This window comes from Geodermatophilus sp. SYSU D01045 (genome assembly GCF_054050295.1).
The window spans coordinates 80,808-105,882 of the sequence record NZ_JBJGZB010000007.1; the positions used below are offsets into that span (position 1 = coordinate 80,808).

The window sequence follows — 25,075 nt, forward strand, 5'->3', positions numbered from 1 at the left end:
CCTCAGACCCCGTGGTTCTGCAGCCACAGCTCCAGCAGCCCCAGCTGCCAGAGCTTGTTGCCGCGCAGCGGCGTGAGCTCCCCGTTGGGGTCCTGGAGCAGCCGGGACACGTACTCCGGGCGGAACAGCGCCCGCTCCCGCGCCGCCTCACTGGACAGCGCGTCCTTCACCAGGCCGAGCACCTTGCCCTCGAGGTGGGTGATCGCCGGCACCGGGAAGTAGCCCTTGGGCCGGTCGATGACCTCCGGCGGGATGATCCGGCGGCCGATCGCCTTGAGCACGCCCTTGCCGCCGTCGGCGAGCTTGAGTTCGGGCGGGCACTGGGCCGCGAGCTCCACCAGGTCGTGGTCGAGGAAGGGCACCCGGGCCTCCAGGCCCCACGCCATGGACATGTTGTCCACCCGCTTGACCGGGTCGTCGACGAGCATCACCTCGCTGTCCAGCCGCAGGGCGGCGTCGACGGCGGTCTGCGCGCCGGCGCGGGACATGTGGTCGCGGACGAACTCCAGGCTGGGGTCGCCGTCGAGGGCGTACCGCTCGCCGACCAGCGCGCGCACGTCCTCCGCGCCGCGGTCGAAGAACGCCTTCGCGTAGCGCTCGACGGCCTCCTCGCGGCCGACGTCGGCCAGCGGCGGGTACCAGTGGTAGCCGGCGAAGACCTCGTCGGCGCCCTGCCCGGACTGCACCACCCGGATCGACTGGCTGACCCGCTCGGACAGCAGGTCGAAGGCGACGACGTCGTGGCTGACCATCGGCTCGGCCATCGCGCCGATGGCGTGGCCGAGCGCGGCGGCGAGCTCGTCGGAGGACACCCGGATGCGGTGGTGGTTGGTCCCGAACCGCTCGGCGATGACGTCGGAGTAGCGGAACTCGTCGCCCGCGTGCCCGCCGACGGTCTCGAAGCCGATCGAGTAGGTGGCCAGGCCGCTCTGCCCCTCCTGCGCGAGCAGGCCGACGATCAGGCTGGAGTCCAGCCCGCCGGACAGCAGCACGCCGACCGGGATGTCGGAGACCAGGCGGCGGCGGACGGCGACCCGCAGCGCCTCCTCGATCGCGTCCTCCCAGTCGCGGTTCGACCAGCCGGAGTGCTCGGGGCGCCGCTCGTAGGTGGGCTCCCAGTAGCGGTGCTCGCGGCTGGTGCCGTCGGCCTCGACGACGCGGACGGTGGCCGGCGGCAGCTTGCGCACCCCGTTGAGCAGGGTGCGCGGCGCCGGGACGACGGCGTGCCAGGTCAGGTAGTGGTGCAGCGCGACCGGGTCGATGGAGGTGTCGACGTCGCCGGCGCGCAGCAGGGCCGGCAGGGAGGAGGCGAACCGCAGCCGGCCCGGCGTCTCGGCGAGGTACAGCGGCTTGATGCCCAGCCGGTCGCGGGCCATGACGACGCGGCCGGTGTCCCGCTCGTGGATGACCACGACGAACATGCCGTGCAGGTGGTCGACGAAGTCCAGGCCCCAGTGGTGGTAGCCCTTGAGCAGGACCTCGGTGTCGCTGGTGGAGAAGAAGCGGTAGCCGTGGCCCTCGAGCTCGGCGCGCAGCTCCTTGTAGTCGTAGATGCAGCCGTTGAAGACCGCCTCGAGGCCCAGCTCGCTGTCCACCATCGGCTGGGAGCCGCTGGGGGAGAGGTCGATGACCGACAGCCGGCGGTGGCCGAACGCCACCCGGCCGGCGCTCCACTGACCCTGGCCGTCCGGCCCGCGGGGGACCAGCGCCTCGACCATCCGCGCCACCGCGGTGGTGTCGGCCAGGGAGCCGTCGAACCTGATCTCGCCGGAGAGGCCGCACATGGGTTCGATCCAACCCCAGCCCGTCGATCACCGCGACGTGGTCGGCGGAGTTCACAGACACGTCACACGGCCCGGTTCCACGTGGAACCGGGCCGTGTGCCGGTGGCCCCCTCGCGGGGGCCCGCCCCGGGCGTGCGAGGGGTGGGGGGCGAGGGGGTCCTTCCTCAGGCGAGCAGGGCGGCCACCGCGGCGGGGACGTCGACCAGGCCGGTGCCCTTGTCGAACGACGTCGTCCGGCCGCCGACGGGGGTGTAGGCGGCGCCGTCGGCGTAGCGGTACGCCGTCGCGGTGATCGCCTCCTCGACCTCGGCCGGGGTCGCCGTCGGGTCGGCCTCGAACAGCTGGGCGACGATGCCCGCGACGTGCGGTGCGGCCATCGAGGTCCCGCTGATCGTGTTGAAGGTGCCGAGGTCGAGCAGGCCGGGGCCGTTGCGCGGGTCGAGGCCGGTGGCGCAGATCGGCAGGTACAGCCGGCACGACGACGTGATGGCCTCGCCCGGCGCGGAGACGTCCGGCCAGGTGGAGGGGTCGGCCGCGGCGCCGCGCGAGGAGAACTCGCTGATCGTGCCGTCGCGGGTGCCGGTGTCCTGGTCGGAGTAGGACGCGACGCTGATGATCCCGCCGGTCGGGTCCTGGCCGGGCGGGTTGGTGAGCGACGTCGAGCCGTCGCCGCCGTCGTTGCCGGCCGCCCACACGGTGACCACCCCCTCCTCCGCCAGGGCGCGCTGCAGCTTCACGGTGGCGCTCTCCGGGTCGAACTCGCCGCCGCCGGAGGGGCCGTAGGAGTTGTTGGTGACCTTGATCGGCGGGCAGACGTCGGCGGGGACGCCGGCCCCGCACGGCTGCTCGTGGTTCTCCAGGACCCAGTTCAGCGCCGCGTCGGCGCCGACGATCAGCAGCACCGCGCCGGTGGAGACGGAGACCAGGCTCGCGCCGGGGGCCGCGCCCTGCAGCCGGCCGCCGTCGGAGAGCGTCGTCGGCCGGCCGGCCACGATCCCGCTGACGTGCGTGCCGTGGCCGCCGACCGCCAGCGTGTCGGTGTCGACCACGGTCGGCACCCGGACGACGCAGTCCGGCGTCGTCGTGGTCTCCAGCAGGCACAGGCTCTTGAGGTTGGCCACCACGGCGCTGCCGCCGTCGGGGTCGCGCAGGTAGGGGTGGGTCGGGTCGACGCCGGAGTCGATGACGGCGACCGAGACGCCGCTGCCGTCGAGCGGGGAGCCGTCGGGCCCGGTCAGCGTCTGCACGGCCCGCGCGCCGCCGGTCGCGGTGTTGGAGGTCTCCTGCGCGAACTCGATCGGGGTGTTGCCCTCGAGGTAGGTGACGCCGGGCTCGCCGCGCGCGGCCTGCACCTGGGCGGCGGTGCCGCGGGCGACGACGACGCCGATCCGCTCGAACTCGGTGACGGTCCGCATCCCGGTGGCGGCGACGGCGTCCCGGGCGGCCTCCGCGTCCTCCCCGTGCACCAGGACGGTGGTCGGGACGGCGGCGGCCAGGCCGGCCAGCTGGTCGGCCAGGAAGTCCTGGACGGGCGCGAGCGGCTCGGGAGCCGCCTGGGCGGGGGAGGCCAGCAGCGCGCCCGCGAGCAGCGCGGCCAGGCTCCCTCCTCCGAGCACGCGACGGGTGGACCGGGTCATGGGCTCTCCTCGTTGAGGGCTGACGTGTGCCCTGCCCGAACGAGCCGCTGCGACGCCGGTCACGCCGCGGCGGCGGCCGGGCGTGTCGCCGGGTTCCGGGTACCGGGGGAGCCGCGCCCGTCCGTCAGGGTGGGGGCGTGTACGACGACCCGCCGGGCGAGGCCCCCTGGGCGATGCAGCTGGTGGCGCGCGTGGAGCGGGTCGGGCCGCCGGGCCGGACGGCGGTCTGCGAGGCCGCGGCGGTGGCGGTCGTGCGGCTGCTCGCCGACGACCGGACGCTGCCCGGCGGGGAGTGGGAGCCGCTGGTCCGCCGGTGGACCGACGGGGCGATCCGCAAGCACTGCCGGCGGGCGCGGGGGGTCGCGTGGGAGCGGGTCGCGGGGCTCCCGGGGGTGACCGCCGCGGTGGCCGGGGCCGAGGTCCGCGCGCTGGTGCCGGGTCCGACCGACGCCATCCCCCCGGAGGTCGCGAAGCTGCAGCTGACCGGCAGCGAGCTCGACGACCCCGGCGCCCGGCCGGTGGTCGACCCGGTGCCGGGCGGCCCGCTCGTCGTCTCGGTCTGCCCGGAGCCGTTCCTGCCGCTGGGCAAGGCGGCGGCGGCCTGCGGTCACGCGGCGCAGTTGTCGGCGGTGCGCATGCCCGACGGGCGGTTCGCCGCCTGGGCGGCCGCCGGCTTCGCCGTGGTGGTCGAGCACCCCGGCGTCGCGCGGTGGCGGGCGCTGCGCCCGCACGCCGACGTCGAGGTGGTCGACGCGGGGTTCACCGTGGTCGACCCGGGGACCAGCACCGCCCTCGCCCGCTGGGCGTAGCCGGGTGTCGACCTGCTGTCCCCTCCCGCGCGGGGAGACGACAGCAGGTCGACACCGCGCGCGCTCAGCCGTAGTACAGGGCGACCGGGCGGCCGTCGATCTCGCGGACGTCGACGGCCGTGTCGTAGATCGCCGCCAGCACCTCGGGACGCATGACGTCGCGTGCGGGGGCGTCCGCGACGACGGCGCCGTCCCGCATCGCCACGATGCGGTCGGCGTGGGCCGCCGCCGAGTTGACGTCGTGCAGCACGGTGACGACCCGCTTCCCGAGCTCGTCGGCCATCGTCCGGACCAGCCGCATGATCTCGCCCATGTGCCGCAGGTCGAGGTTGTTGAGCGGCTCGTCGAGCAGCACGTACTCGGTGTCCTGGGCGAGGACCATCGCGATGAACGCGCGCTGGCGCTGACCGCCCGACAGCTCGTCGAGGAAGCGGTCCCGGTGGGGGTCCAGCTCCAGGTAGGCGATCGCCCGGTCGACGTGCTCGCGGTCGGCGACGGTGAGCCGGCCCCGCGAGTGCGGGAAGCGCCCGAACCCCACGAGGTCGGAGACGGTCAGCCGCGCGGCGACGTGGTTGTCCTGGCGCAGCACGGCCAGGCGCCGGGCCAGCTCCTGCGACGGCGTCGTCGCGACGTCCCGGCCGTCCACCGTGACCCGCCCGGCGTCGGGCCGGACCAGGCGGCCGATCAGGCCGAACAGCGTCGACTTGCCCGTGCCGTTCGGGCCGATGAGCGCCGTCACCCCCTCGCCGCCGAGGCGGATCGTGACGTCGTCGACCACCGTCTGGCCGCCGTAGCGCTTGGTGACGCCCTCGAGCGCGATCACCGCGCCCCCTTCCGCAGGACGAGGTACAGGAAGAACAGCCCGCCGGCGAAGTCGATGACCGTGGAGAGGGTGCCGCCGAAGCCGAGCACCCGCTCCAGGACCAGCTGGCCGCCGAGCAGGCAGACGACGCCGAGCAGCACCGCCGTGGGCACCGTCCACACGTGGCGGAACGAGCCCGCCCACGAGTAGGCGAGGTTGGCGACGACCAGGCCGAAGAACAGGATCGGCCCGACGAGCGCCGTCGACGCCGCGACCATCACCGAGACGACCAGGAACAGCGTCATCACCACGCGCCGGTGGTCGACGCCCAGGCCCACCGCGGCCGGCTCGCCGAGGGTCAGCACGTCCAGGGTGCGCAGCAGCGGCACGACCACCCCGCAGCCGAGGACGACGAGGCCCGCGGTGAGCGCGAGCAGCGTCTCGTCGGGCCGGGTCAGGGAGGCGAAGAACGCGTCGGAGAGCACCTGGAAGTCCAGCGGGTCGAGCATCCGCTGCATCCACTCGGTGAAGGCGCGGAAGAACGTGCCCAGCACGATGCCGACCAGCAGCATCAGGTGGATCGACCGCCGCTTCCCGCCGAACAGCCAGGTGAACAGCACGACGCTGAACGCGACCATGACCGCCACCTGCACCGCCCACAGGACGAGCGGGTCGGCCGCCAGGAACGCCGCGGACCCGGCGGCGAAGACGACGACGGTCGAGACCAGGACGTAGAACGCGTCGAACCCCATGATCGACGGGGTGAGGACGCGGTTCTGGGTGATCGTGTGGAAGACGACCGTCGAGACCCCGACCGCCGCCGCGACGACGACCATCGCGGCCACCGTCAGGCCGCGCTTCTCCAGCGCGTAGGCCAGCGAGCCGGGGACGTCGGTGAACAGGTAGACGGCGGTCAGGGCGAGGACGACGGCGCCGAGCGCGGCCAGGCGGGCCGCGGGCCCGGTCCGGCGCACCCGCACCGCCACGCGGGGGCGGACCGCCGTCGGCGCGGGGTCAGTGAGCACGGCTCCCCCTCCGCAGCAGCAGCCAGAGGAACAGCACCGCCCCGACGACGCCGACGACGACCGACAGCGGGATCTCGTAGGGGAAGCGCACGACCCGCGCGAGGACGTCGCAGGCGACGACGAACAGGGCCCCGAGCGCGGCGACCCACGGGATCGCCCGGCGCACGTTGTCGCCGATCAGCAGGCTGACGACGTTCGGGACGACGAGGCCGAGGAACGGGACCAGCCCCGCCGTGACGAGCACGGCCGCGGTGATGACCGCGACGACGACCATGCCCACGGCGACCACGCGGCGGTAGTCGAGGCCCAGGTTGGTCGCGAACTCCTCGCCGAGGCCGATGACGCTGAACCGGTCGGCGGCCAGCCAGGCGACGACGACCATCGCGCCGGCGATCCACACGAGCTCGTACCGGCCCTGCACGACGCCGGCGAAGCTGCCCTGCGCCCACTGCCCGAGGGACTGCAGCAGGTCCAGGCGGTAGGCGACGAACGTCGTCACCGCGCCGACGACGCCGCCGAGCATGATGCCGACCAGCGGGACGAGGACGAGCTGGCGGACCGGCACCGCCCGCACCACCCGCAGGAACACCCAGGTCCCGACGAGGCCGAACACCGCGGCGACGACCGTCTTGCCGACGACGGCCAGCCCCGGCAGGAACACCGTCGTCACGAGCATGCCGAGCGTCGCGAACTCGGTGACGCCGGTGGTGCTCGGCTCCACGAACCTGTTCCGCACGAGCATCTGCATGATCAGCCCGGCGATGCCCAGCGAGGCCCCGGCGAGGACCAGGGCCACGGTGCGCGGGATCCGGCTGGCCCCGAGCAGGAAGGCCGCGGTGCCGTCGGACCCGCCGGTGAGCACCGACACCGGGGAGACGTCGGAGACGCCGGTGAACAGGCTCGCGACCGCGAGGACCGCGAGCAGCACGCCGACGAGCACCCCCACGCCGGTGCGCCGGGTGCGCGCCGGGGCGGGGGTGCTCGCGGGACCCGTGTCGAGTGCCGTCACGGAGGAGGTGCGGGACTCAGCCGGCGATCTGCAGGACGTCGTCGATCATGATCCGGGTGGTGTCGATGCCACCGAAGACGACGTACCAGGCGACCGGGTCGAGGTAGTGGATCTGGTCCTGCTGCGCGGCGGTCGTCTGCGCCACGATGTCGTTGTCGAGCACCGCCGCGGCCGCCTGCGCGCCCTCCTCGCCGGTGGCGGCGTCGCGGTCGACGACCCACAGGTGGTCGGGGTCGGTCTCCAGCAGGAACTCGAAGGACACCGGCTCGCCGTGCGTGGCGGCCTGGACGTCGTCGACGACGGGCTGCACGCCGAACGCGTCGTAGATGAGCCCGCCGCGCGCACCGCGGGCGTCCGCGCCGTCGCCGGCCGGGGCCATCGCGCTGAGCTCGCCGCCGGAGACCATGAGACCGAGGCCGGTGCCCGCGTCGGCGGTGGCGGCCCGCGCCTCCTCGATGCCCGCCTCGAGGTCGGCGACGGCCGCGGCCGCCTCGTCCTCCGCGCCGAGCACCTCGCCGAGGAAGGTGGCGTTGCGCTCGAGGGTCTCGGTGTAGGTGCCGCGCAGGCTCAGGTCGACCGTCGGCGCGATCTCGCTGAGGTCCTCGTACAGCGCCGCGGAGCGGCCGCCGATGACGATGAGGTCGGGCTGCTGCGACTCGATCTCGACCAGGTCCGCCTCGAACAGCGTGCCCGCGTCGAACGCGTCGTCGGCCAGGTACTGCTGGAGGTAGTCGGGCACCGACTCCAGCGGGGCGCCGGCGACCTCGCCGCCCAGCGCGCCGATGGTGTCGAGGCTGGCCATGTCGAGGACGACGATCCGCTCCGGGTCCACCGGGACCTCGACCGTCGTCTCCTCGTACTCCGGCTCCTGGTCCTCGGCGGCGGTGTTCCGGTCCCACGTCCACGTGACGGTCCCGGCGTCGGTCGCGGCCTCGGCCACCGGCTCGTCGGACGAGCACGCGCCGAGCGCGAGGACCGTGGCCAGGGACAGGGAGGTGGCCGCCATCGGCCGGATCGCGGTGCGCATCGTTCTCCTGCTCGGAAGTAGGTCAGGCTGCCCTAACTGAGGACGGCCTAACCTGCCACAGCCCGTGGAGCAGCGGAACGGCGGGGTCCGCTCACGGCCGGTTGTCCCCGTTCCCGGGCGGGCAGGAGCGGCCCATGCAGACACGCACCCTCGGCTCCCTGTCCGTCCCCGCCATGGGGCTGGGCTGCATGGGGATGAGCGAGTTCTACGGCACCGGCGACCAGGCCGAGGCCGAGCGCACGATCCAGCGGGCCCTCGACCTCGGCGTCACCTTCCTCGACACCGCGGACATGTACGGCCCGTTCACCAACGAGCGGCTGGTCGGGAAGGCCATCGCCGGGCGCCGCGACGAGGTGGTGCTCGCGACCAAGTTCGGCAACGAGCGCGGCGAGGACGGCTCGTTCCGCGGGATCAACGGCCGGCCGGACTACGTGCGGCGGGCCTGCGACGCCTCGCTCGAGCGGCTCGGCGTCGACGTCGTCGACCTCTACTACCAGCACCGGGTGGACACCACCGTCCCGGTCGAGGACACCTGGGGCGCGCTGGCGGAGCTGGTCGAGGCGGGCAAGGTGCGCCACGTCGGCATCTCCGAGGCCGCGCCGGAGACCATCCGCCGGGCGCACGCCGTCCAGCCGGTCACCGCCGTGCAGACCGAGTACTCGCTGTGGAGCCGCGACCCCGAGGAGAACGGCGTCCTGGCCACCTGCGCCGAGCTCGGCATCGGGTTCGTCGCCTACTCCCCGATCGGCCGCGGCTTCCTCTCCGGGCAGATCCGCAGCGTCGACGACCTCGCGCCCGACGACTTCCGCCGGGACAACCCGCGGTTCCAGGGCGAGGCGTTCCAGCAGAACCTGCGCCTGGTCGACCGGGTGCGGGAGATCGCCGACGAGAAGGGCGTGACGCCGTCGCAGCTCGCGCTGGCCTGGGTGATGGCGCAGAGCGACCGCGGGGGCAACCCGGGCGTGGTGCCGATCCCCGGGACCAAGCGGGTGCGCTACCTCGAGGAGAACGCCGCGGCCGCCGACGTCGGGCTCACCGACGACGACCTGCGCCGGCTCGACGAGGCCGCCCCGGTCGGCGCCGCGGTCGGCGACCGCTACCCGGACATGTCCGGCGTCCACCGCTGAGGAGCCATCTCCGCGACGAGGGCTCCTCAGGCTGCCCGGGGGGCGACGGCCCCCAGCACCTCGGCGACGTGGGCGCGGGCGGCGGCGGCCAGCCGGGCACCGACGTCGGTCCACGTGTCGCGGACCTCGCGCGCCGGCCACGCCTCCGGCTGCAGCGCCGGGGGCAGCAGCGGGTCGCCGGTGAGCACCGCCCGCATGTCCGCCCGCAGCCGCAGGTGCCGGCCGAGCGCGGCCGCGCCCTGGGGCACCTCACCGGCGACCGCGCGCAGCCGGTCGAGCACCCGGGTCCAGGCGGTACCGAGCCGGGTGAGGTCCCAGCACCGGGCGGCCAGGTCGGCGTCGGACAGCCGCGGGTCGGCCACGTGCGCGGCGAGCAGGTCCAGCCGGGAGGTGCGCTCGCCGGCCAGCTCGGCGCGCACCTCCTCCAGCGCGACGGCGTGCGGGGACACCCAGGTGGCCGGCGCCAGCGGGCCGAAGCCGGCGCGGGCGAGGGCGCGCCGCACCCGCTCGCGGGCCGCGCGGTCGGTCTCCGGGACGCCGTAGACGACCATCCGCCACTCGCCGTCCCACGGGCCCAGCCGCCGCTGGACCCGGTCGTCGCGGGCGGCCACCGCCGCGCGCAGCACCGCGGTCGGGGCCAGCAGCGTCTCCCGCCCGCGCCGGGACGCGGCCAGCCAGCCGGCGCGGCGCAGCGCCGCCGCGGCGACCCGCGCGCTCGGTTCGGCCACCCCGCACGCGGCGAGGAGGCCGACCAGCGCCTGCAGCGGCACCGGGTCGCCGGTGACGGCGTCCAGGTGCTCGGTGCACAGGTCCACCACCAGGTCGCGGACGGTCATGGTCCATGCCTACCCCGCGCCCGCTCCCGGCTCCCCCGCGAGGCGCGCGATCATGGGAGGCGATGAACGCCCTCCTCGTCTGGTCGGCCACGGCGGTGGCCGTGCTGGTCGCGCTCGCCGGCCTGGCCTCCACCCTCGCGCGCCGGCGGATCGGCCTGCTGCACCTGGCCGGCGCCGCGGTGCTCGAGGTGCTGCTCGTCGTCCAGGCGGTGGTGGCGGCGGCGGCGCTGGCGGGCGGGCAGCGGCCCCCGGAGACGGCGACGTTCGTCGGCTACCTGGCCGGCGTCGTCCTGCTGCCGGTGGCCGGGGTGCTGTGGTCGCGCACCGAGCCCAGCCGCTGGGCGGGGACGGTGCTGGCCGTGGCGTCGCTGGTCACCGCCGTCATGGTGTGGCGGCTGGTGCAGCTCTGGGAGGCCCCCGGTGCCTGAGCGGGACGCGCGCGGCACCGCGCCGGGCGGGACCGCCGCCGGGCCGGGCCGGGTGCTGGTGGCCGTCTACGCCGTCTTCGCGCTGGCCGCGGGGGCGCGCGCCGGCGTGCAGCTGGCCACCCGCTTCGACGAGGCGCCGGTGGCCTACCTGCTGTCGGCCCTGGCCGCGGTGGTCTACGCGATCGCCACGGTCGGGCTGGCCCGCGGCGGGCGGGCGGGCCGGCGGACCGCCGTCGTCGCCTGCTCGGTGGAGCTGGCCGGCGTGCTGGTGGTGGGCGTGCTGTCGCTGGTGGACCGGGCGGCCTTCCCGGACGAGACCGTGTGGTCGGCGTTCGGCCGCGGCTACGGGTTCGTGCCGCTGGTGCTGCCGGTGCTCGGCCTGCTGTGGCTGCGCCACCAGGCCGAGGTGGCGGCGGGGTCGTCGGGGGAGGAGGCGGCCGGGACCGTCCCCGAGGACGGCCCCGGCCGGGCCTGAGCGGTCAGAAGTCGCCGCCCCCGAAGTCGCCGCCGAAGTCCCCGCCGCCGAAGTCCCCGCCCCCAAAGTCCCCGCCGCCGCCGTAGTCACCGCCGCCGAAGCCGTTGTCGGCCCCGCCCGCGAAGTCGGCGCCCGGGTCCCCGCCGTAGTCACCGTCGGAGGCCGCGTGGTCGCCCCCGCCGCCGTCGCCGGCCCCGGCGCCGTCCTGGTAGCCCTCGGCGTAGGCCTCCTCGTCGCCGCCGCCGAACAGCCCGGAGTCGCCCAGTCCGGTGTCGAACAGTGCGTCGGCGACCGCCGTCCCGATGACCAGGCCGCCGATGGTGCCGAGCATGCTGCCGCCGATGGAGCCGGCGAAGCCGCCCATCCGGGGCCCGTAGCCGCCCCCGTAGCCGTACCCGCCCCCGTAACCGGCGCCGTAGCCGGGCCCGTAGCCGGGCCCGTAGCCGGGACCGCCGCCGTAGCCGCCGAAGGTCCGCTCGAGGAACCCGGGCTGGCGCAGCTCGGCGCGGGTGGCGACCCGGGCCAGCGTCTGGGCGTCGTCGCTGCGCGGGCGTTCGGACGCCGGCACCCCGGCCGCGAGCTGGGTCAGCACCTCCTGCCGCTGCTCCGGGGTGAGCTGGGCGAAGGCCTCCGCGTGCGCCTGCTCGATCTGGTCCGGCGGCGCGGTCTTCAGCAGGTAGCGGTAGCGCTGGATGGCCTGCTGGTCGGTCAGCTGCCGGTCCCCGGAGGCCGGGGGAGCGGGCGGCGGTGCGGGCGGCGGGGCGTAGCCGTCGTAGCCGCCGTAGGCCGAGGGTTCCGGCGCACGGCGCCGGCCGAGGAGCCGGTCGAGCAGTCCCATGACGTCTCCCTCCCGAGTGGTCTCCCGGGAAGGTGCCCGGCGGGGCGCCGCGCACACCTGTCCGGGCAGGTCACCTGGCGGTCGGAGGCGGTCGGCCTGGGACAGCCGGTAGATTCGTTGCGTGCGACCGGACGGCAACCGACCGCGGGAGGAGCTGGGGCCGCCGCCCGGGCTGCTCCCCGGTGTCGGCGGGCCCACCGACTCCCCGCCCGGCGACGGCATCCCCCCGCGCACCCGCGCCGCCATGGCCGAGGCCACGGCACCCGCCGCGGACGGCGCCTCGGACCGGCAGGCCGGCATCGTCAGCGCCGCCACCGCCGTCGTCTCCGAGCACCGCGGGGACCGCTCCGCCTCCACGGCCCTGCCCGCGGTCCTGGCCGACGTCCCGGTCGCGGTCCTGCTCATCGACCAGGAGTCGGGCGCGGTCACCTACGCGAACACCGCCGCGGTCGAGATGGCCGGCAACGTCCGCCTGCCGGTCGACGTCGACACCTGGGGCGCGTCGGCCGGCCTCACCGACCTCGGCGGCGCCCCGCTGGCCCGGACGAGCGGCCCGCTGTCGCTGGTGGCCCAGGGCGCGCCCGTCACCGGCGAGGCGGTGCGGCTCTCGCCGGGCCGCAGCACCGACGCCGGCCGCGCCCGGGAGGACGACGGGGACGCCGACCGGCTGCTCTGGGTGACCGGCTTCCCGCTGTCGCAGCCGGACAGCACGCAGCAGCTGTCGCTGGTGGTGCTGCTGGAGGTCGAGAACGCGGGCGGCGAGGACGCCGACGCCGAGCTGCAGGCGCTGCGCGAGCGGGCCGTGGTGGCCACCGACATCGCGTTCACGATCACCGACCCCCGCCAGCCGGACAACCCGCTGGTCTGGGTCAACCCGTCGTTCTCCCGGATCACCGGGTACTCCTACGAGGAGTCGGTGGGGCGCAACTGCCGCTTCCTGCAGGGCCCCAGCACGGACCGGGGCACCATCGAGCAGATCCGCGCGGCCCTGCAGGCGCGGGAGGCGACCACCGTCACGCTGCTCAACCACCGCCGCGACGGCACCGCCTTCTGGAACCAGCTCGCGATCAGCCCGGTGTTCGACGGCGACGGCGAGCTGGTCAGCTTCGTCGGCGTCCAGACCGACGTCACCGAGCGGGTGCGGGTCGAGGCCGAGCGGGAGGCCGCCTTCGCCGCCGAGCAGGCCGCCCGGCAGGAGGCCGAGCTCGCCCGCGCGGTGGCCGAGCAGGCACGGGCGGACGCCGAGCGGGCACAGGAGGACGCCGAGAGCGCCCAGGCGCGGCTCGCGCTCATGGCCGAGGCGACCAGCACGCTGATCGCCACCCTCGACGTCGCCGACGTGCTCGACCGGCTGGCCACCCTGTGCGTGCCGCAGCTGGCCGACTGGGCGGTCATCACGCTCGTCGACGAGTCCGGGGAGGTCCGGGAGCTGGTCTCCCGCGACCGCGAGCACCAGCGCACCGACCTTCGCCGGTTCGACGCCGGGCACGCCCTGCGGCTGCCCCCGGACTCGCCGAGCCAGCGCAGCATCGCCACCTCGCGCGCGGTGCTGGTCGAGCGGCTGCCCGAGCGGCTGGACGGGGAGACCGCCTCCCCGGTGGCCCAGGAGATCGCCCAGCGGCTGGGCGCGGCGTCGGCGTTGAGCGCGCCCATGGTGGCCCGCCGCCGCACCCGTGGGGCGATCACGCTGGTGCGCACCTCGCCGGAGCGCCCGTTCACCCCCCACGACGTCGGGCTGGTCGAGGACCTCGCCCGCCGGGCGGCCCTGGTCATGGACAACGTGCGGCTCTACCAGCAGGAGCACGCCGTCGCCGACACCCTCCAGCGGTCCCTGCTGCCGGACCTGCCGGAGATCGCCGGCCTCGAGGCGGCCGCGCACTACGTCAGCGCCTCGACCGCGGCCGACGTCGGCGGGGACTTCTACGACCTGCTGCAGCTGCCCGACGGGTCGGTCGGGATGGTCGTCGGCGACGTCGTCGGCCACGACGTCGCCGCGGCGGCCGCGATGGGCCACCTGCGCGGGCTGATCCGCGCCTGCCTCTGGGACGCCCCCGACCCGTACCCGAGCACGGTGCTCACCCGCGTCGACCGGCTGGTGCAGGGCCTGCGGGTCGCCTCGCTGGCGACGATGGCCTACCTGCGCGCCCTCCCGCCGGACGGGCCCGGCGGCGCCTGGACCGCGCAGCTGGCCAACGCCGGCCACCCGCCGCTGCTGCTGCGCTCACCCGACGGCTCCGTGCAGCCGGTCGACGGCGTCACCGGCCTGCTGGTCGGCGTCGACGCCACCGCCACGCGGCGGACGCGGACGCTGCGGCTGCCGCCGGGCTCCACGGTGCTCGCCTACACCGACGGGCTGGTGGAGACCCCCGGCTCGGACCTCGACCAGGGCATCGCCGCGCTGGTGGAGCGGCTGTCGGCCACCCCGGTCGACGCCTCGCCCCGCGACCTGTGCGACGCTGCGGTCAGCGGCACCCTCGACGGCCGCGACGACGTCGCGCTGATCGCCGTCCGCTTCGGCTGACCGTCCCGGCCCGTCAGGCGCCGTCGACCTCCACGAACCCGTAGCGGCCGCGGTGGAACAGCAACGGACGGCGGCCGGGGTCGGCGCCGAGGTCCAGCACGCGGGCCGCGACGATCGTGTGGTCGCCGCCGTCGTACTCCGCCCACAGCGTGCAGTCGATCCACGCGACGACGCCGTCGAGCACCGGGGAGCCGCGCCGGCTCGGCCGCCACGGGACGCCGGCGAACTTGTCGACGCCCGAGCGCGCGAACGCCGCCGACAGCCCGGACTGGTCCTCGGCGAGGACGTTGACGCAGAACCGGCCGATGGCCCGCAGCCGCGGCCAGGTGCTCGACGTGCGCGCCGGCGCGAGCGCCACCAGCGGCGGGTCCAGCGACAGCGAGCTGAACGACTGGCAGGTGAAGCCGATCGGGCCGTCGTCGGTGTCCGCGGTGACCACGGTGACGCCGGAGGCGAAGTGGCCGAGCACGTCCCGCATGACCCGCGGGTCGACGACCTCCGCCGGACCGCTCACGCCGTCGTCCCGGCCGCCGCCCGGGGGACCGAGCGACCGCCGGCGCGGTACAGGGAGCTGGGCAGCTCGTGGCCGACAGCGGACTCGGTGACCCGCGCGGCGGCCAGCAGCGCGTCCAGGTCGATGCCGGTGCGCACGTCGGACTCCTCCAGCCAGTGGACGAGCTCCTCGGTGGCGATGTTGCCGCTCGCGCCGGGCGCGAACGGGCAGCCGCCGAGCCCGCCGACGGAGGCGTCGAGCTGGGTCACCCCGGCCTGGACGGCGGCCAGCGCGTTGGCCTGGCCGGTGCCGCGGGTGTCGTGGAAGTGGACCGCGACCGGGGTGCCGGGGCAGGCGCGCCGGACGGCGTGCAGCAGGCTGACCACCCGCGCCGGCGTCGTCGTCCCGATCGTGTCGCCCAGGCACAGGGCGTCGGCGCCGGCGGTGACCGCGGCGCGGCAGACGTCGACGGTGCGGGCGATCGGGGTGCGCCCGTCGAACGGGCAGTCCCAGGCGGTGGCGACGACGACCTCCAGCGAGCCGCCGGCGCCGTGCGCCAGCGCGGCCACCTCGCCGACGCCGGTCAGGGCCTCGGCGGTGGAGCGGCCGGCGTTGGCCCGGCTGTGCCCGTCGGAGGCGGACACGACCAGCTCGAGGTCGGCGATGCCGGCGTCGACCGCGCGCACCGCGCCGCGGGGGTTGGCGACCAGCGCCGACCAGTGCACACCCGGCCACCGGGACAGCTCGGCGGCCACCCGGTCGGCGTCGGCCAGCGCCGGGACGGCCTTCGGCGAGACGAACGACGTCACCTCGATGCGGCGCACGCCGGTGGCCACCAGCGCCTCGAGCATCGCGAGCTTGCCCTCGAGCGGGACGGGGGCCTCCAGCTGCAGCCCGTCCCGCATGCCGACCTCGCGGACGTCCACCGCCGTCGGCAGCACCAGGTCGAAGTCCGACGGCACCGCTGCCCTCCTGTCTGCTCGCCCGGACGGGGGAACCCGACCATCCTGCCTCGTGAGGGGGTTCCACGTGGAACGGAGGAGGTAATGACTGGGGTCGGTACACCGAGCCGAGGTGCGGGAGGAGGCGCCGTGGACGGAGGGCGTGCCACGGGCACCCTGCCGCCCCCCGATCTGGGCAGCGCGTTCACCAACTCGCCGATGGGCGTGGCGCTGAGCACCCCGGAGGGCGTGCTGATCGAGGCGAACGCCGCGCTCGGCGAGCTGCTCGGCCGCGACCCCGGGTCGTTGCGCGGCACGACGCTGTCCGCCGTCACCCACCCCGAGGACGTGGCCGGCGCGGAGGCCGTCCTCACCGGCCTGCGGGAGAGCCGCGGCCGGGCCCGGCACGAGTGCCGGATGGTGCGGTCCGACGGGGAGGTCGTGCCGGTCCAGGTGACGTCGTCCTGGGTCGACGGCACCCCGGACGTCACCCCGCCCCACCTGGTCCTGGTGGTCGAGGACGTCACCGAGCGCAAGGCGATGGAGGCCCGGCTGCTGCACCTGTCGGCGCACGACCCGCTCACCGGGCTGCCCAACCGGCTGCTGTTCCACGACCGGCTGCGGCACGCGCTCGAACGCGGCCACCGCGAGCACACGCCGACCTGCGTGCTGGTGCTCGACCTCGACGGGTTCAAGGCGGTCAACGACCAGTTCGGTCACCCCGTCGGTGACGCCGTCCTCGTGGCCGTGGCCGGCCACCTGGCGTCGGTGCTGCGGGCCAGCGACACCGCCGCCCGGCTGGGCGGCGACGAGTTCGCCGTCGTCTGCGAGAACACCGAGCGGGCGGACGCCGAGGTGCTGGCCACACGGCTGCGGGAGGCGTTCCCCGGCTCGCTGAGCATCGGCTCGACCACCGTGCGGGTGGGCCTGAGCATCGGCATCGGCTCGGTCGACGGCGGAGTGGACCCCGAGGACGCGCAGGAGGCCGTGGTCCGGGAGGCCGACGCGGCGATGTACGCCGACAAGGCCCGCCGCCGCTGAGCTCCCTCAGGCGCGCGGGCCGGCCCAGCCCACCGTGCGCGGCAGCCGGGCGAACACCGCGGTGAGCACCGGCAGCGGCAGCGCGAGCACGAGGAACGCGGTGAAGCCGGCCACGTCGTCGGCGTCCTGCGTCGCGGCGCCGACGACGAGGGCGAGGAAGAGGACGACGACCGAGGCGAGCGCTGAGGCGAACAGGACCGTCGGGGAGTGCCGGCCCAGCAGCCGCGCCGCCCCGGTGACCAGCCCGGCCGCGCAGGGGAGGCCGAGCAGCAGCGTGACGGTGATCGGGTCGTCCTCGGCGCCGGTGAGCACCGCGACGAGGAAGGCCAGCGACACCAGCGCGGTCAGGCCGCCGGTGACGAAACCGAGCACGGCCGCGGTGGTCGCCGTCCCCGGCCGCCCGGGACCGTGCGGCCACGCCGGAGGCGCGAGCGGCACCGCCACCCAGCCGGGACCGTACGGACCCGGCTGGGGGTGGGGCGGGACCTGCGCGTAGGGCGGCACGGGGCCGTACCGGACGCCGTGGACGTGCTGGGCGCCGTACGTGGGCTGGTTGCCGTACGCGGGCGGCGGGGGAGGGGGGACGGACCCGGGCGGGACGACGTCCCACTCCTGCTCGTACGGCTGACCGCTCATGCGCCCAGTCTGCGGTCGCCGCCCTCCCGGGACGGGGGTCCGACCCCGTGTCCACACCCGACCGTGGCAGAAATGGCCATTCCTACCGCGCCTGTGGACGACGACGGCGGGATGTGGGCCGCGCAGGCCACCCTCTCCCGGTGCCCGGTCCTGCTCGGTTCGTCACCGGCGTCTTCGTCGGGAGTCACGCCGTGTCCACCGGTGACCTGACGTCGCGGCACCTGCGGTCGTTCCGCCGCGTCGTCCAGGGCGTCCACGCCGATCCCGCGCTGCTGTTCGACCACCGGCTGCGCTGTGAGGCGGTGGCTCTGCTGCTGCCTCCCGGCGCGGTCCTGGGCGGCAGCTCGGCAGCGGGGTGGCACGGCCTCCGTGGCCCGGGCCGGACGACCCCGTCACCGTGCTGCGGCCCGCCGGCCTCGAGTGGAAGGGTCCCCGAGGGGTGCGGGTGCACCGGAGCGCGGTCGATCCGGGAGGGGTCGAGGCGCGCGACGGTGTCCCGCTCAGCACTGCCCTGCCCACGTGCTGGGACGTCGCCGCGTCGGAACCGCTGGGGACCGCGGTCGCCGGCCCGGACGCGATGGTCAGGGCGGACTCCGTCTCCCGCGAGGACCTGTCGGCCACCGTGCGCGCCGGCTCGGGACGGTGGAGTGTGACCCGGGTGCGCCGGGCGGTGTCCCCGGTCGACCCGCGGGCCGAGTCGGGTCCGGAGTCCCGCGTGCGGGTGGCGCTCGTGACGGGCCGGCCTCGTGCCCCGAACCGCAGGTCGAGGTCCGGCACGCCGGCCGCTTTCATCGCCCGGGTCGACCTCGCCTTCCCCGAGGCGCGGCTCGCGGTCGAGTACGAGGGGGAGCACCACGTCGGCGGCGTCCAGATCGTCCGCGACGACGAGCGACGTGCACGGCTGAGGGCGGCCGGCTGGCGGGTCATCCGCCTCAGCGCGGCCGACCTCCGTGCCCTGGACGCCGCTGTCCGGCGCGTCCTGGCGGCCCTGACCGCGACCCGGGCGGCAGGAACGGCCATTCCCGCCGCCCGGGGTCAGGGCTCGGGTCAGGCGCCGAGGGCGGCACCGACGACGGCGCGGGCCTCCTCCTGCACCTGCGCGAGGTGGTCGGGGCCCTTGAACGACTCGGCGTAGACCTTGTAGACGTCCTCGGTCCCCGACGGGCGGGCGGCGAACCAGGCGTTCTCGGTGACGACCTTCAGCCCGCCGATCGCGGCGTCGTTGCCGGGCGCGCGCGTGAGCTTGGCCGTGATCGGCTCGCCGGCGAGCTCGGTGGCGGTGACGTCCTCCGGCGACAGCTTCCCCAGGGCGGCCTTCTGCTCGCGGGTGGCCGGGGCGTCCACCCGCGCGTAGGCCGATTCGCCGTACCGCCCGGTCAGCTCCGCGTGCAGCTGCGACGGCGAGCTGCCCGTCACCGCCTGGATCTCGCCGGCCAGCAGCGCGAGCAGGATGCCGTCCTTGTCCGTGGTCCACACCCCGCCGTCGCGGCGCAGGAACGACGCCCCCGCGGACTCCTCGCCGCCGAACCCGACCGACCCGTCGAGCAGGCCGGGCACGAACCACTTGAACCCGACCGGCACCTCGACCAGCCGCCGCCCCACCCCGCCGACGACGCGGTCGATCAGCGACGACGACACCAGCGTCTTGCCGACGGCGACGTCCCCGCCCCACTCCGGGCGGTGCGCGAACAGGTAGGAGATCGCGACGGCGAGGAAGTGGTTGGGGTTCATCAGCCCGGCGTCGGGGGTGACGATCCCGTGCCGGTCGGCGTCGGCGTCGTTGCCGGTGGCGATCGCGTAGTCGGCGCGCTTGCCGATGAGCGAGGCCATCGCCGACGGCGACGAGCAGTCCATCCGGATCTTGCCGTCCCAGTCGAGCGTCATGAACCGCCACGTGGGGTCGACCAGCGGGTTGACCACGGTGAGGTCGAGCCGGTGCCGCTCGGCGATCGCCGCCCAGTAGTCGACGCTCGCCCCGCCGAGCGGGTCGGCGCCGATCCGGACACCGGCCGAGCGGACGGCGTCGAGGTCGAGCACCGCGGGCAGGTCGTCGACGTAGGTGGCGACGTAGTCGTACCGCTGCGCCGCCGCGTGCGCCCGGGCGAACGGCACCCGCCGCACGCCGTCGAGCCCGGCGGCCAGCAGCTCGTTGGCGCGGTCGGCGATGACCTTCGTGGCGTCGGTGTCGGCGGGGCCGCCCGAGGGCGGGTTGTACTTGAAGCCGCCGTCGCGGGGCGGGTTGTGCGACGGGGTGACGACGATGCCGTCGGCCAGGCCGCTGCTCTTCCCCCGGTTGGCGCCGAGGATCGCGTGGCTCACCGCCGGGGTGGGCGTGTACCGCCCGGCGGCGTCGACGAGCACGGTGACGTCGTTGGCGACGAGCACCTCCAGCGCGCTGGCCCACGCCGGCTCGGACAGCGCGTGGGTGTCGCGGCCGAGGAACAGCGGCCCGTCGAAGCCCTGCGCCGCCCGGTACTCGCAGATCGCCTGGGTGGTGGCCAGGATGTGCGCCTCGTTGAACGCGGTGTCGAACGCCGACCCGCGGTGCCCCGAGGTCCCGAACGAGACCCGCTGCGCCGGATCGGCCGGGTCGGGCACCAGCGTGTAGTAGGCGGTCACCAGCGAGGCGACGTCGACCAGGTCGGACGGAGCGGCCGGCTGGCCGGCGCGGGGATCGGTCACGCCGCCGATCCTGGCCCGACCGGGGCCCGGCTGGCGACCCGGCGTCACCCCACCCGGGCGGTCGTCCGCCGCACCCGGAGGCCGTCGAGCAGCAGGCCGGCGGCCAGCGAGGCGCCGGCGCCCTCCCCGGCGCGCAGCCGCAGGTCCAGCAGCGGCTCCAGGCCGAGGGCGTGCAGCACCAGCTCGTGCCCGCGCTCGCGGCTGCGCTGCCCGGCGAGCAGGCAGGCCTGCGCGCCGGGTTCGAGCAGCACGGCGGCCAGTGCGGCCACCGAGACCGCGAACCCGTCCAGGACGACAGGGGTGCGCGCCGCCGCGGCGCCGAGGACCGCCCCGGCCAGCACGGTGAGCTCCGGCCCGCCCAGCTCGGCCAGCGCCCGCACGGGATCCAGACCGCTCCCGGCCCGGGCCACTGCCGCGGCCACCACGGCGCGCTTGCGCTCGAGGACCTCGCTGTCGGCGCCGGACCCCAGCCCGGTGACGTCGGCGGGGTCGGCGCCGAGCAGCCCGGCGGCCAGGGCGGCGGCGACGGTCGTGTTGCCCACGCCCACCTCGCCGAGCGCGAGCAGGCCGTCGCGGGCGCCCAGGTCCCGCCCGGCGGCCAGCAGCCGCTCGACGTCGGCGGCGGTCAGGGCGGGGGCCGCGGCCAGGTCGCCGCGCGGGCCGGCCGGGCGGGCGTCCACCGCGCCCGGCAGCGGGTCGCCGTCCACCCCGGCGTCGACGACGACCGTCGTCAGCCCGGCCGCGGCCGCGGCGGTGGCGCCGACCGAGGTGCCGGCCAGCGCGGCGCGGACGACGTCGCGGGTGACGTGCCCGCCGTAGGCCGAGACGCCGAGCGCGGCGACCGGGTGGTCGGCGGCGGCCAGCACGAGCGCGCCGCCGGTGACGTCGCCGCGGCCGAGCGCCACCACGCGGTCCACCGCACGGTCGAGCACGCCGAGCGAGCCCGGGGGAGTGAGCAGGCGGTCGGCCTCGTCGCGGGCGCCGACCACGTCCTCGCGCCCGGGCGCGCGCAGGTGCGACGGCGGAGCGGTGGGGCCGCCGTCGTCGGCGGGCCAGCGGTCCTCCAGGACGACGGCGTCCAGCGGCAGCCGCCGCGACCAGCCGGCCCGCTCCAGCCCGGGGGCAGGCGGGCGCTCGTCGGGCCAGCCCAGGCACAGCCAGCCGAGGGTGGCCACGCCGTCGGGCAGGCCGACCAGCCCGGCCAGCTCCTCGGGACGGAACAGCGTCACCCAGCCCATGCCCAGGCCCTCGGCGCGGGCGGCCAGCCACAGGTTCTGGATCGCAGCGGCGCAGCTCCACAGGTCGGCGTCGGGGAAGGTCGCGCGGCCCAGCACGCCGGCCGCGGGCGTGCGCCGGTCGCAGCAGACGACGATCCCCAGCGGCGCCTCGCGTACGCCCTCGAGCTGCAGGTCGAGCAGCCGGCGGGCGGCGTCGGGCTCCATCTGCGCGGCCTGGCGCAGCCGTTCGCGGTCGGTGAGGACGGCGGCGCGGTCCCGGACGCCTGCGTCCCGGACGACGACGAACCGCCACGGCTGGCTGTGCCCGACCGACGGCGCCGCGTGCCCCGCGGCCAGCACCCGGCGCAGGACGTCGTCGGGCACCGGGTCGGGGCGGTAGCGGCGGACGTCGCGGCGGGCGGCGACGACGGCGTAGAGACCCCCGGCGTCGTCGGGCATGGCCCAGCCGGCGGGGTCGCCGGCCCGCTGGGCCGCCGAGGTGGCGTCGCCGATGACCGGGACCGGCCGCGGGTAGGTCACGGGTGCCGCCTCCGCAGCCGGGCGGGGGCCCGGCGGGTCCAGGCATCGTCGAGCAGGTCGGCGACGACGTCCGGGTCGGCCGCGGCGAGGTCGACCCGCACGCCCGAGAGCCGCTTCCCCCACCACAGCAGCGAGACCGCGCCGCCCTCGGCCGCGCGCGCCTCCGACTCCCCGAGCATGACGTTGAGGATGCCCGGTGCCCACAGCGTGGCGAGCACGGCGGTCCCCAGCCGGAACGACGGTCGGCCGTGGTGGTCGGCCTCGGTGACCTCCGGCAGCGCCAGGGCCAGCGCGCGGACCTGCTCCTCCGTCACGCCCGCCCCCCGGTCATCCCCCCAGCCTCGCAGCGGCCGGTGACGGCCTCCAGTCGCCGGCGGGCACGACGGGACGGCTCAGGCGCTCGCCGCGATCCCCGCGAGGAGCGCGATCCCGATGATCCCCACCCTCTCGACGGCGGCGACGGGCTCACGCGCGACTGCGGGGGAGTCGTCGCCCCGGACGGGCCGCTGACGACGTCTTCCCCGCAGGTGCCGGCGACCACCCCGCAGGGGCGCTCCCGAGGGACGCCCCTCAGCCCTCGACGGCGTCCAGGAAGCGGCGGAGCGTCTCGAGGAAGACCTCGGGCTGCTCGGAGTGCACCCAGTGGCCGGCGTTCTTCACCTTGACCAGCCGTGTGCGGGGGAACAGCTCCTCCATGCGCGGCCGGTCCTCCGGCAGCACGTAGTGGCTGTTCGCGCCGGCGATCCAGAGCACCGGGCCGTCGAAGGTGGCGCCGGGCGGCGGATCGGGGAAGCCGCGCAGCTCGCCGAGGTCGCGCTCGAGGGTCTCCAGGTTCAGCCGCCACCGCCACCGGCCCGAGCCCACACCCTCGCGGACCAGGCTCTGCAGCAGGAACGACCGCACCATCGTGCTGGGCACCGCCTCGCGCAGCGCCCGGTCGGCGTCCTCCCGGGTGCGCAGCGCGCCGAGGTCCACCGCCCGCATCGCGGCGATGAACGCGCCGAACGGGGAGGCCTCCTCGTCGGGGTCGTCGGTGCGGCCGCCGGACACCGGGTACTCGACCGGCGCGATGTCGACGACGACCAGCGCACGCAGCAGCTCCGGCCGGCGCAGCGCCAGCTGCATCGCCACCTTGCCGCCCATCGAGTGCCCGACCAGCGTCACCGGCTCGCCGAACGACTCCAGCTCCGCGGCCACCAGCCCGGCCATGTCCACGTAGTCGACGCGGTCGGTCCACGGCGAGTGCCCGTGGTTGGGCAGGTCGAGCAGCGTCACCCGGTGGCGGTCGGCCAGCCCCTTGGCCGCCGTCGTCCAGTTCTTGCCCTGGCCGAACAGCCCGTGGACGAACACCACCCGCGGGCCGGCCTCGCCGACGGTGCGCGCCGCCAACCCCTCGTCAGACTGCGGCCCCATCCGGCGATTCCACCAGATCCGCGGGCGACGGCGACCTACCGTGCCGGGGACGACGGGGGAGGTCCCAGCATGCCCGGACGGCGCCGCGCCGCCACGACCACCGAGCGCCGGACGAGGAAGCGGCGGTCGACGGCCCGCCGGCCGGCGGTGCCCGACCTGCCCACCGCCGGCGCCGGCGAGCGGGTGTGGGTGCTCGCCGTCCCGTTCCGCGCCCCGGCCCCCGGCGCCGCCTGGCACGCCGGGCTGCAGGCGCACGTGTGGGTCGGCGCGCAACTGCCGCCGGCGCTGGCGCCCTACGACCCGCCGCCGTACACCCTCGAGCGCTTCCTCGAGGACGAGCTCAACGAGACGCCGCGGCCGCTGCCCGAGGGCCGGCCGATGATCCCCCGCGACGAGCAGTGCACCGGTGCCGAGGCCGTCGTCACCTCCGCCGCGGCCGGGCACCGGGTGTTCCTGCTCGGCGACGACCCCGGCGTCGGCAAGACCGGCACGGCGGTCATGGCCGCCCGGGAGATCTGCGAGCTGCGCGGCGGGGAGCGGGTGCTCGTCGTCGCCGACCGCCCGGCGGCCATCACCATCCCGCACTGGACCCGCTCGATCGCCGGCTTCGGCGACGGCGGCCTGCGCTGGTGCGTCACCACCTGGGACCGGCTGGCCAAGGTGTCGAAGACGTCGTTCGACGTCGTGATCGCCGACGAGGCGCACATGGTCCGGCACACGACGACGCAGCGGTGGAAGCACTGGAAGGCGGTCTCCGGCGGCGCCCGCGCGAAGGACGCCCCGTTCGTCGTCGCCGCCACCGCCACCCCGGCGCACACCCCGCTGGAGCTGCCCTACCTGGCGCCGCAGTTCGCCCAGGTGCACGGTGAGCCGCTGCGCGCCTGGGCGGACCTGCCGGCGAAGCTCGCCGAGCACGGGTTCCACGTGGAACGCGGCCGCTACGGCTGGGCGTGGACCGAGGACGCCGACGCCCGCCGCGCCGACCTCGCCCGGCTCCAGGGCTGGCTGGCCGACGCCGACCCGCCGGCCACGCTGCACCGCCCGGCGCCGTGGGGACCGGTGTCGGTGACCGGGACACCGGTGGCGCTCACCCCCGCCGAGCAGGCCGCCTACGAATCGGAGTGGCAGGAGTTCCGCGCCGAGATGCAGCTGGCGCGCCGGGCCCGGCAGAGCGCCCGCGGCCGCGCCGCGCTGCTGCGGTTCCGGCAGAAGGCGGGGCTGATCCGCGCGCAGGCGACCGTCGACTGGGTGCGCGCCCAGGTCGAGGCCGAGCGGCAGGTCGCGGTGTCGGTGGAGTTCGTGGAGACCGCGGCCGACCCGATCCGCGAGGCGCTGCTGGACTCCGGCATCGCGGTGGCGTCGATCTACGGGCGCGACCGGTTCGACGTCGAGGCCGAGCGGCTGCGCTTCCAGACCGGCGAGGCCCCGGTCTGCGTGTTCACCGTGACCGCCTCGATCAGCCTCCACGCCGGCGAGCTGCTGCCCGGCGGGACGACCGCCTCGACGACGCCGCGGGTGGGGCTGTTCCACCAGCCGCGCTTCTCCGGCATCCAGGCCCGTCAGGTCACCGGCCGCACCCACCGCGACGGGCAGGTCTCCCCGTGGCGGGTGGCCTTCGCGGAGGGCACGGTCGAGGAGCAGGTGGCCCGGGTGATGGTGGAGCGGCTGGCGGTCAGCGGGTCGACGGCGGGCGCGGACACCTCCTCGCTGCAGGAGATCGCCGAGCTGCTCGACGCGGACTGGCTGCCGCCGGCCGCGCTCACGGAGGGCTGAGGCACGCCGTCCGGCCGCTAG

23 protein-coding genes are annotated in these 25,075 nt (G+C 76.1%); 8 read left to right on the forward strand and 15 right to left on the reverse strand.

Annotated features, from left to right (window positions below; translation table 11 throughout):
• Positions 1-2: 2 nt before the first annotated feature.
• Positions 3-1,784 carry an N-acetylglutaminylglutamine amidotransferase gene (locus tag ACI798_RS07790; protein WP_456942006.1) on the reverse strand — a complete coding sequence of 594 codons (1,782 nt, stop codon included), beginning with the start codon at positions 1,782-1,784 and terminating at the stop codon, positions 3-5.
• Between the two features lie 164 nt (positions 1,785-1,948).
• The gene (locus tag ACI798_RS07795; protein WP_457047627.1) at positions 1,949-3,421 is read right to left on the reverse strand and encodes a S8 family serine peptidase; all 1,473 of its coding nucleotides are present in this window, start codon (positions 3,419-3,421) and stop codon (positions 1,949-1,951) included.
• Between the two features lie 137 nt (positions 3,422-3,558).
• On the opposite strand from ACI798_RS07795, the gene ACI798_RS07800 reads away from it, so the two are divergent.
• Positions 3,559-4,230 carry a hypothetical protein gene (locus ACI798_RS07800; RefSeq protein WP_457047628.1) on the forward strand — a complete coding sequence of 224 codons (672 nt, stop codon included), beginning with the start codon at positions 3,559-3,561 and terminating at the stop codon, positions 4,228-4,230.
• Positions 4,231-4,294: 64 nt separating this feature from the next.
• On the opposite strand, the gene ACI798_RS07805 is transcribed toward ACI798_RS07800, so the two are convergent.
• Genes ACI798_RS07805 through ACI798_RS07820 form a run of 4 tightly spaced genes read right to left on the reverse strand, consistent with a single transcriptional unit; the run spans position 4,295 to position 8,093 of the window.
• Positions 4,295-5,053: an iron ABC transporter ATP-binding protein gene (locus tag ACI798_RS07805; RefSeq protein WP_457047629.1), complete on the reverse strand. Its 759-nt coding sequence runs from the start codon at positions 5,051-5,053 to the stop codon at positions 4,295-4,297.
• Positions 5,050-6,057, reverse strand: coding sequence for an iron chelate uptake ABC transporter family permease subunit (locus ACI798_RS07810; RefSeq protein ID WP_456940501.1), 1,008 nt, complete (start codon positions 6,055-6,057; stop codon positions 5,050-5,052). Before ACI798_RS07810 ends, ACI798_RS07805 begins: the two co-directional genes overlap by 4 nt.
• The gene (locus ACI798_RS07815) at positions 6,047-7,066 is read right to left on the reverse strand and encodes an ABC transporter permease (RefSeq protein WP_456940500.1); all 1,020 of its coding nucleotides are present in this window, start codon (positions 7,064-7,066) and stop codon (positions 6,047-6,049) included. The genes ACI798_RS07810 and ACI798_RS07815 overlap by 11 nt, the downstream gene beginning before the upstream one ends.
• Before the next feature lie 16 nt (positions 7,067-7,082).
• Positions 7,083-8,093, reverse strand: coding sequence for a siderophore ABC transporter substrate-binding protein (locus tag ACI798_RS07820; protein WP_456940499.1), 1,011 nt, complete (start codon positions 8,091-8,093; stop codon positions 7,083-7,085).
• A 134-nt stretch (positions 8,094-8,227) separates the two neighbouring features.
• Between ACI798_RS07820 and ACI798_RS07825 the strand changes: the two genes are divergently transcribed.
• Entirely contained in the window at positions 8,228-9,220 is a 993-nt protein-coding gene (locus ACI798_RS07825; protein ID WP_457047630.1) for an aldo/keto reductase, read from the forward strand.
• Between the two features lie 26 nt (positions 9,221-9,246).
• Here ACI798_RS07825 and ACI798_RS07830 read toward each other — a convergent pair whose 3' ends face one another.
• Positions 9,247-10,056, reverse strand: a complete 810-nt coding sequence (locus ACI798_RS07830; protein WP_457047631.1) for a PaaX family transcriptional regulator C-terminal domain-containing protein — start codon at positions 10,054-10,056, stop codon at positions 9,247-9,249.
• Positions 10,057-10,118: 62 nt separating this feature from the next.
• Here ACI798_RS07830 and ACI798_RS07835 point away from each other — a divergent pair, with 62 nt between their 5' ends.
• Together ACI798_RS07835 and ACI798_RS07840 are read left to right on the forward strand one after the other, a co-directional pair.
• Positions 10,119-10,484 (forward strand): hypothetical protein, encoded by a 366-nt coding sequence (locus ACI798_RS07835; RefSeq protein WP_456940496.1) that lies wholly within the window; start codon positions 10,119-10,121, stop codon positions 10,482-10,484.
• The gene (locus tag ACI798_RS07840) at positions 10,477-10,959 is read left to right on the forward strand and encodes a hypothetical protein (protein WP_457047632.1); all 483 of its coding nucleotides are present in this window, start codon (positions 10,477-10,479) and stop codon (positions 10,957-10,959) included. The genes ACI798_RS07835 and ACI798_RS07840 overlap by 8 nt, the downstream gene beginning before the upstream one ends.
• Before the next feature lie 4 nt (positions 10,960-10,963).
• Here the strand turns inward: ACI798_RS07840 and ACI798_RS07845 are convergent, their stop codons facing one another.
• Entirely contained in the window at positions 10,964-11,797 is an 834-nt protein-coding gene (locus ACI798_RS07845) for a hypothetical protein (RefSeq protein WP_457047633.1), read from the reverse strand.
• Positions 11,798-11,918: 121 nt separating this feature from the next.
• Here ACI798_RS07845 and ACI798_RS07850 point away from each other — a divergent pair, with 121 nt between their 5' ends.
• Positions 11,919-14,318 carry a SpoIIE family protein phosphatase gene (locus ACI798_RS07850; RefSeq protein WP_456940493.1) on the forward strand — a complete coding sequence of 800 codons (2,400 nt, stop codon included), beginning with the start codon at positions 11,919-11,921 and terminating at the stop codon, positions 14,316-14,318.
• 13 nt (positions 14,319-14,331) lie between these two features.
• On the opposite strand, the gene ACI798_RS07855 is transcribed toward ACI798_RS07850, so the two are convergent.
• Both ACI798_RS07855 and ACI798_RS07860 read right to left on the reverse strand, forming a co-directional pair.
• Entirely contained in the window at positions 14,332-14,832 is a 501-nt protein-coding gene (locus ACI798_RS07855) for a flavin reductase family protein (protein ID WP_456940492.1), read from the reverse strand.
• Positions 14,829-15,773: a hydroxymethylglutaryl-CoA lyase gene (locus ACI798_RS07860; protein ID WP_457047634.1), complete on the reverse strand. Its 945-nt coding sequence runs from the start codon at positions 15,771-15,773 to the stop codon at positions 14,829-14,831. Before ACI798_RS07860 ends, ACI798_RS07855 begins: the two co-directional genes overlap by 4 nt.
• 129 nt (positions 15,774-15,902) lie before the next feature.
• Here ACI798_RS07860 and ACI798_RS07865 point away from each other — a divergent pair, with 129 nt between their 5' ends.
• Entirely contained in the window at positions 15,903-16,793 is an 891-nt protein-coding gene (locus tag ACI798_RS07865; protein WP_456940490.1) for a diguanylate cyclase domain-containing protein, read from the forward strand.
• Between the two features lie 6 nt (positions 16,794-16,799).
• Here the strand turns inward: ACI798_RS07865 and ACI798_RS07870 are convergent, their stop codons facing one another.
• Entirely contained in the window at positions 16,800-17,429 is a 630-nt protein-coding gene (locus tag ACI798_RS07870) for a hypothetical protein (RefSeq protein ID WP_456940489.1), read from the reverse strand.
• Positions 17,430-18,006: 577 nt separating this feature from the next.
• On the opposite strand from ACI798_RS07870, the gene ACI798_RS07875 reads away from it, so the two are divergent.
• Positions 18,007-18,564, forward strand: coding sequence for an endonuclease domain-containing protein (locus ACI798_RS07875; RefSeq protein ID WP_457047663.1), 558 nt, complete (start codon positions 18,007-18,009; stop codon positions 18,562-18,564).
• Here the strand turns inward: ACI798_RS07875 and pgm are convergent.
• The 4 genes from pgm to ACI798_RS07895 form a co-directional block, all read right to left on the reverse strand.
• A complete protein-coding gene (gene pgm / locus ACI798_RS07880; protein ID WP_457047635.1) occupies positions 18,477-20,111 on the reverse strand; it encodes a phosphoglucomutase (alpha-D-glucose-1,6-bisphosphate-dependent) in 1,635 nt (544 codons plus the stop codon). The genes ACI798_RS07875 and pgm overlap by 88 nt on opposite strands.
• A gap of 44 nt (positions 20,112-20,155) precedes the next feature.
• Complete coding sequence (gene bluB / locus ACI798_RS07885; RefSeq protein ID WP_456940487.1) at positions 20,156-21,868, reverse strand: 5,6-dimethylbenzimidazole synthase; 1,713 nt, start codon at positions 21,866-21,868, stop codon at positions 20,156-20,158.
• Positions 21,865-22,182 (reverse strand): hypothetical protein, encoded by a 318-nt coding sequence (locus ACI798_RS07890; RefSeq protein ID WP_457047636.1) that lies wholly within the window; start codon positions 22,180-22,182, stop codon positions 21,865-21,867. Before ACI798_RS07890 ends, bluB begins: the two co-directional genes overlap by 4 nt.
• 256 nt (positions 22,183-22,438) lie before the next feature.
• Positions 22,439-23,281, reverse strand: a complete 843-nt coding sequence (locus ACI798_RS07895) for an alpha/beta fold hydrolase (RefSeq protein ID WP_457047637.1) — start codon at positions 23,279-23,281, stop codon at positions 22,439-22,441.
• A gap of 69 nt (positions 23,282-23,350) precedes the next feature.
• On the opposite strand from ACI798_RS07895, the gene ACI798_RS07900 reads away from it, so the two are divergent.
• The gene (locus ACI798_RS07900; protein WP_456940484.1) at positions 23,351-25,054 is read left to right on the forward strand and encodes a helicase; all 1,704 of its coding nucleotides are present in this window, start codon (positions 23,351-23,353) and stop codon (positions 25,052-25,054) included.
• Positions 25,055-25,075: the final 21 nt, after the last annotated feature.

Coding starts and splice junctions, on each gene's coding strand:
- ACI798_RS07790 (WP_456942006.1), bottom strand. CDS start 1,784: ATGTGCGGCCTCTCCGGCGAGATCAGGTTCGACGGCTCCCTGGCCGAC.
- ACI798_RS07795 (WP_457047627.1), bottom strand. CDS start 3,421: ATGACCCGGTCCACCCGTCGCGTGCTCGGAGGAGGGAGCCTGGCCGCG.
- ACI798_RS07820 (WP_456940499.1), bottom strand. CDS start 8,093: ATGCGCACCGCGATCCGGCCGATGGCGGCCACCTCCCTGTCCCTGGCC.
- ACI798_RS07825 (WP_457047630.1), top strand. CDS start 8,228: ATGCAGACACGCACCCTCGGCTCCCTGTCCGTCCCCGCCATGGGGCTG.
- ACI798_RS07830 (WP_457047631.1), bottom strand. CDS start 10,056: ATGACCGTCCGCGACCTGGTGGTGGACCTGTGCACCGAGCACCTGGAC.
- ACI798_RS07835 (WP_456940496.1), top strand. CDS start 10,119: ATGAACGCCCTCCTCGTCTGGTCGGCCACGGCGGTGGCCGTGCTGGTC.
- ACI798_RS07845 (WP_457047633.1), bottom strand. CDS start 11,797: ATGGGACTGCTCGACCGGCTCCTCGGCCGGCGCCGTGCGCCGGAACCC.
- ACI798_RS07870 (WP_456940489.1), bottom strand. CDS start 17,429: ATGAGCGGTCAGCCGTACGAGCAGGAGTGGGACGTCGTCCCGCCCGGG.
- ACI798_RS07875 (WP_457047663.1), top strand. CDS start 18,007: ATGGTCAGGGCGGACTCCGTCTCCCGCGAGGACCTGTCGGCCACCGTG.
- ACI798_RS07895 (WP_457047637.1), bottom strand. CDS start 23,281: ATGGGGCCGCAGTCTGACGAGGGGTTGGCGGCGCGCACCGTCGGCGAG.
- ACI798_RS07900 (WP_456940484.1), top strand. CDS start 23,351: ATGCCCGGACGGCGCCGCGCCGCCACGACCACCGAGCGCCGGACGAGG.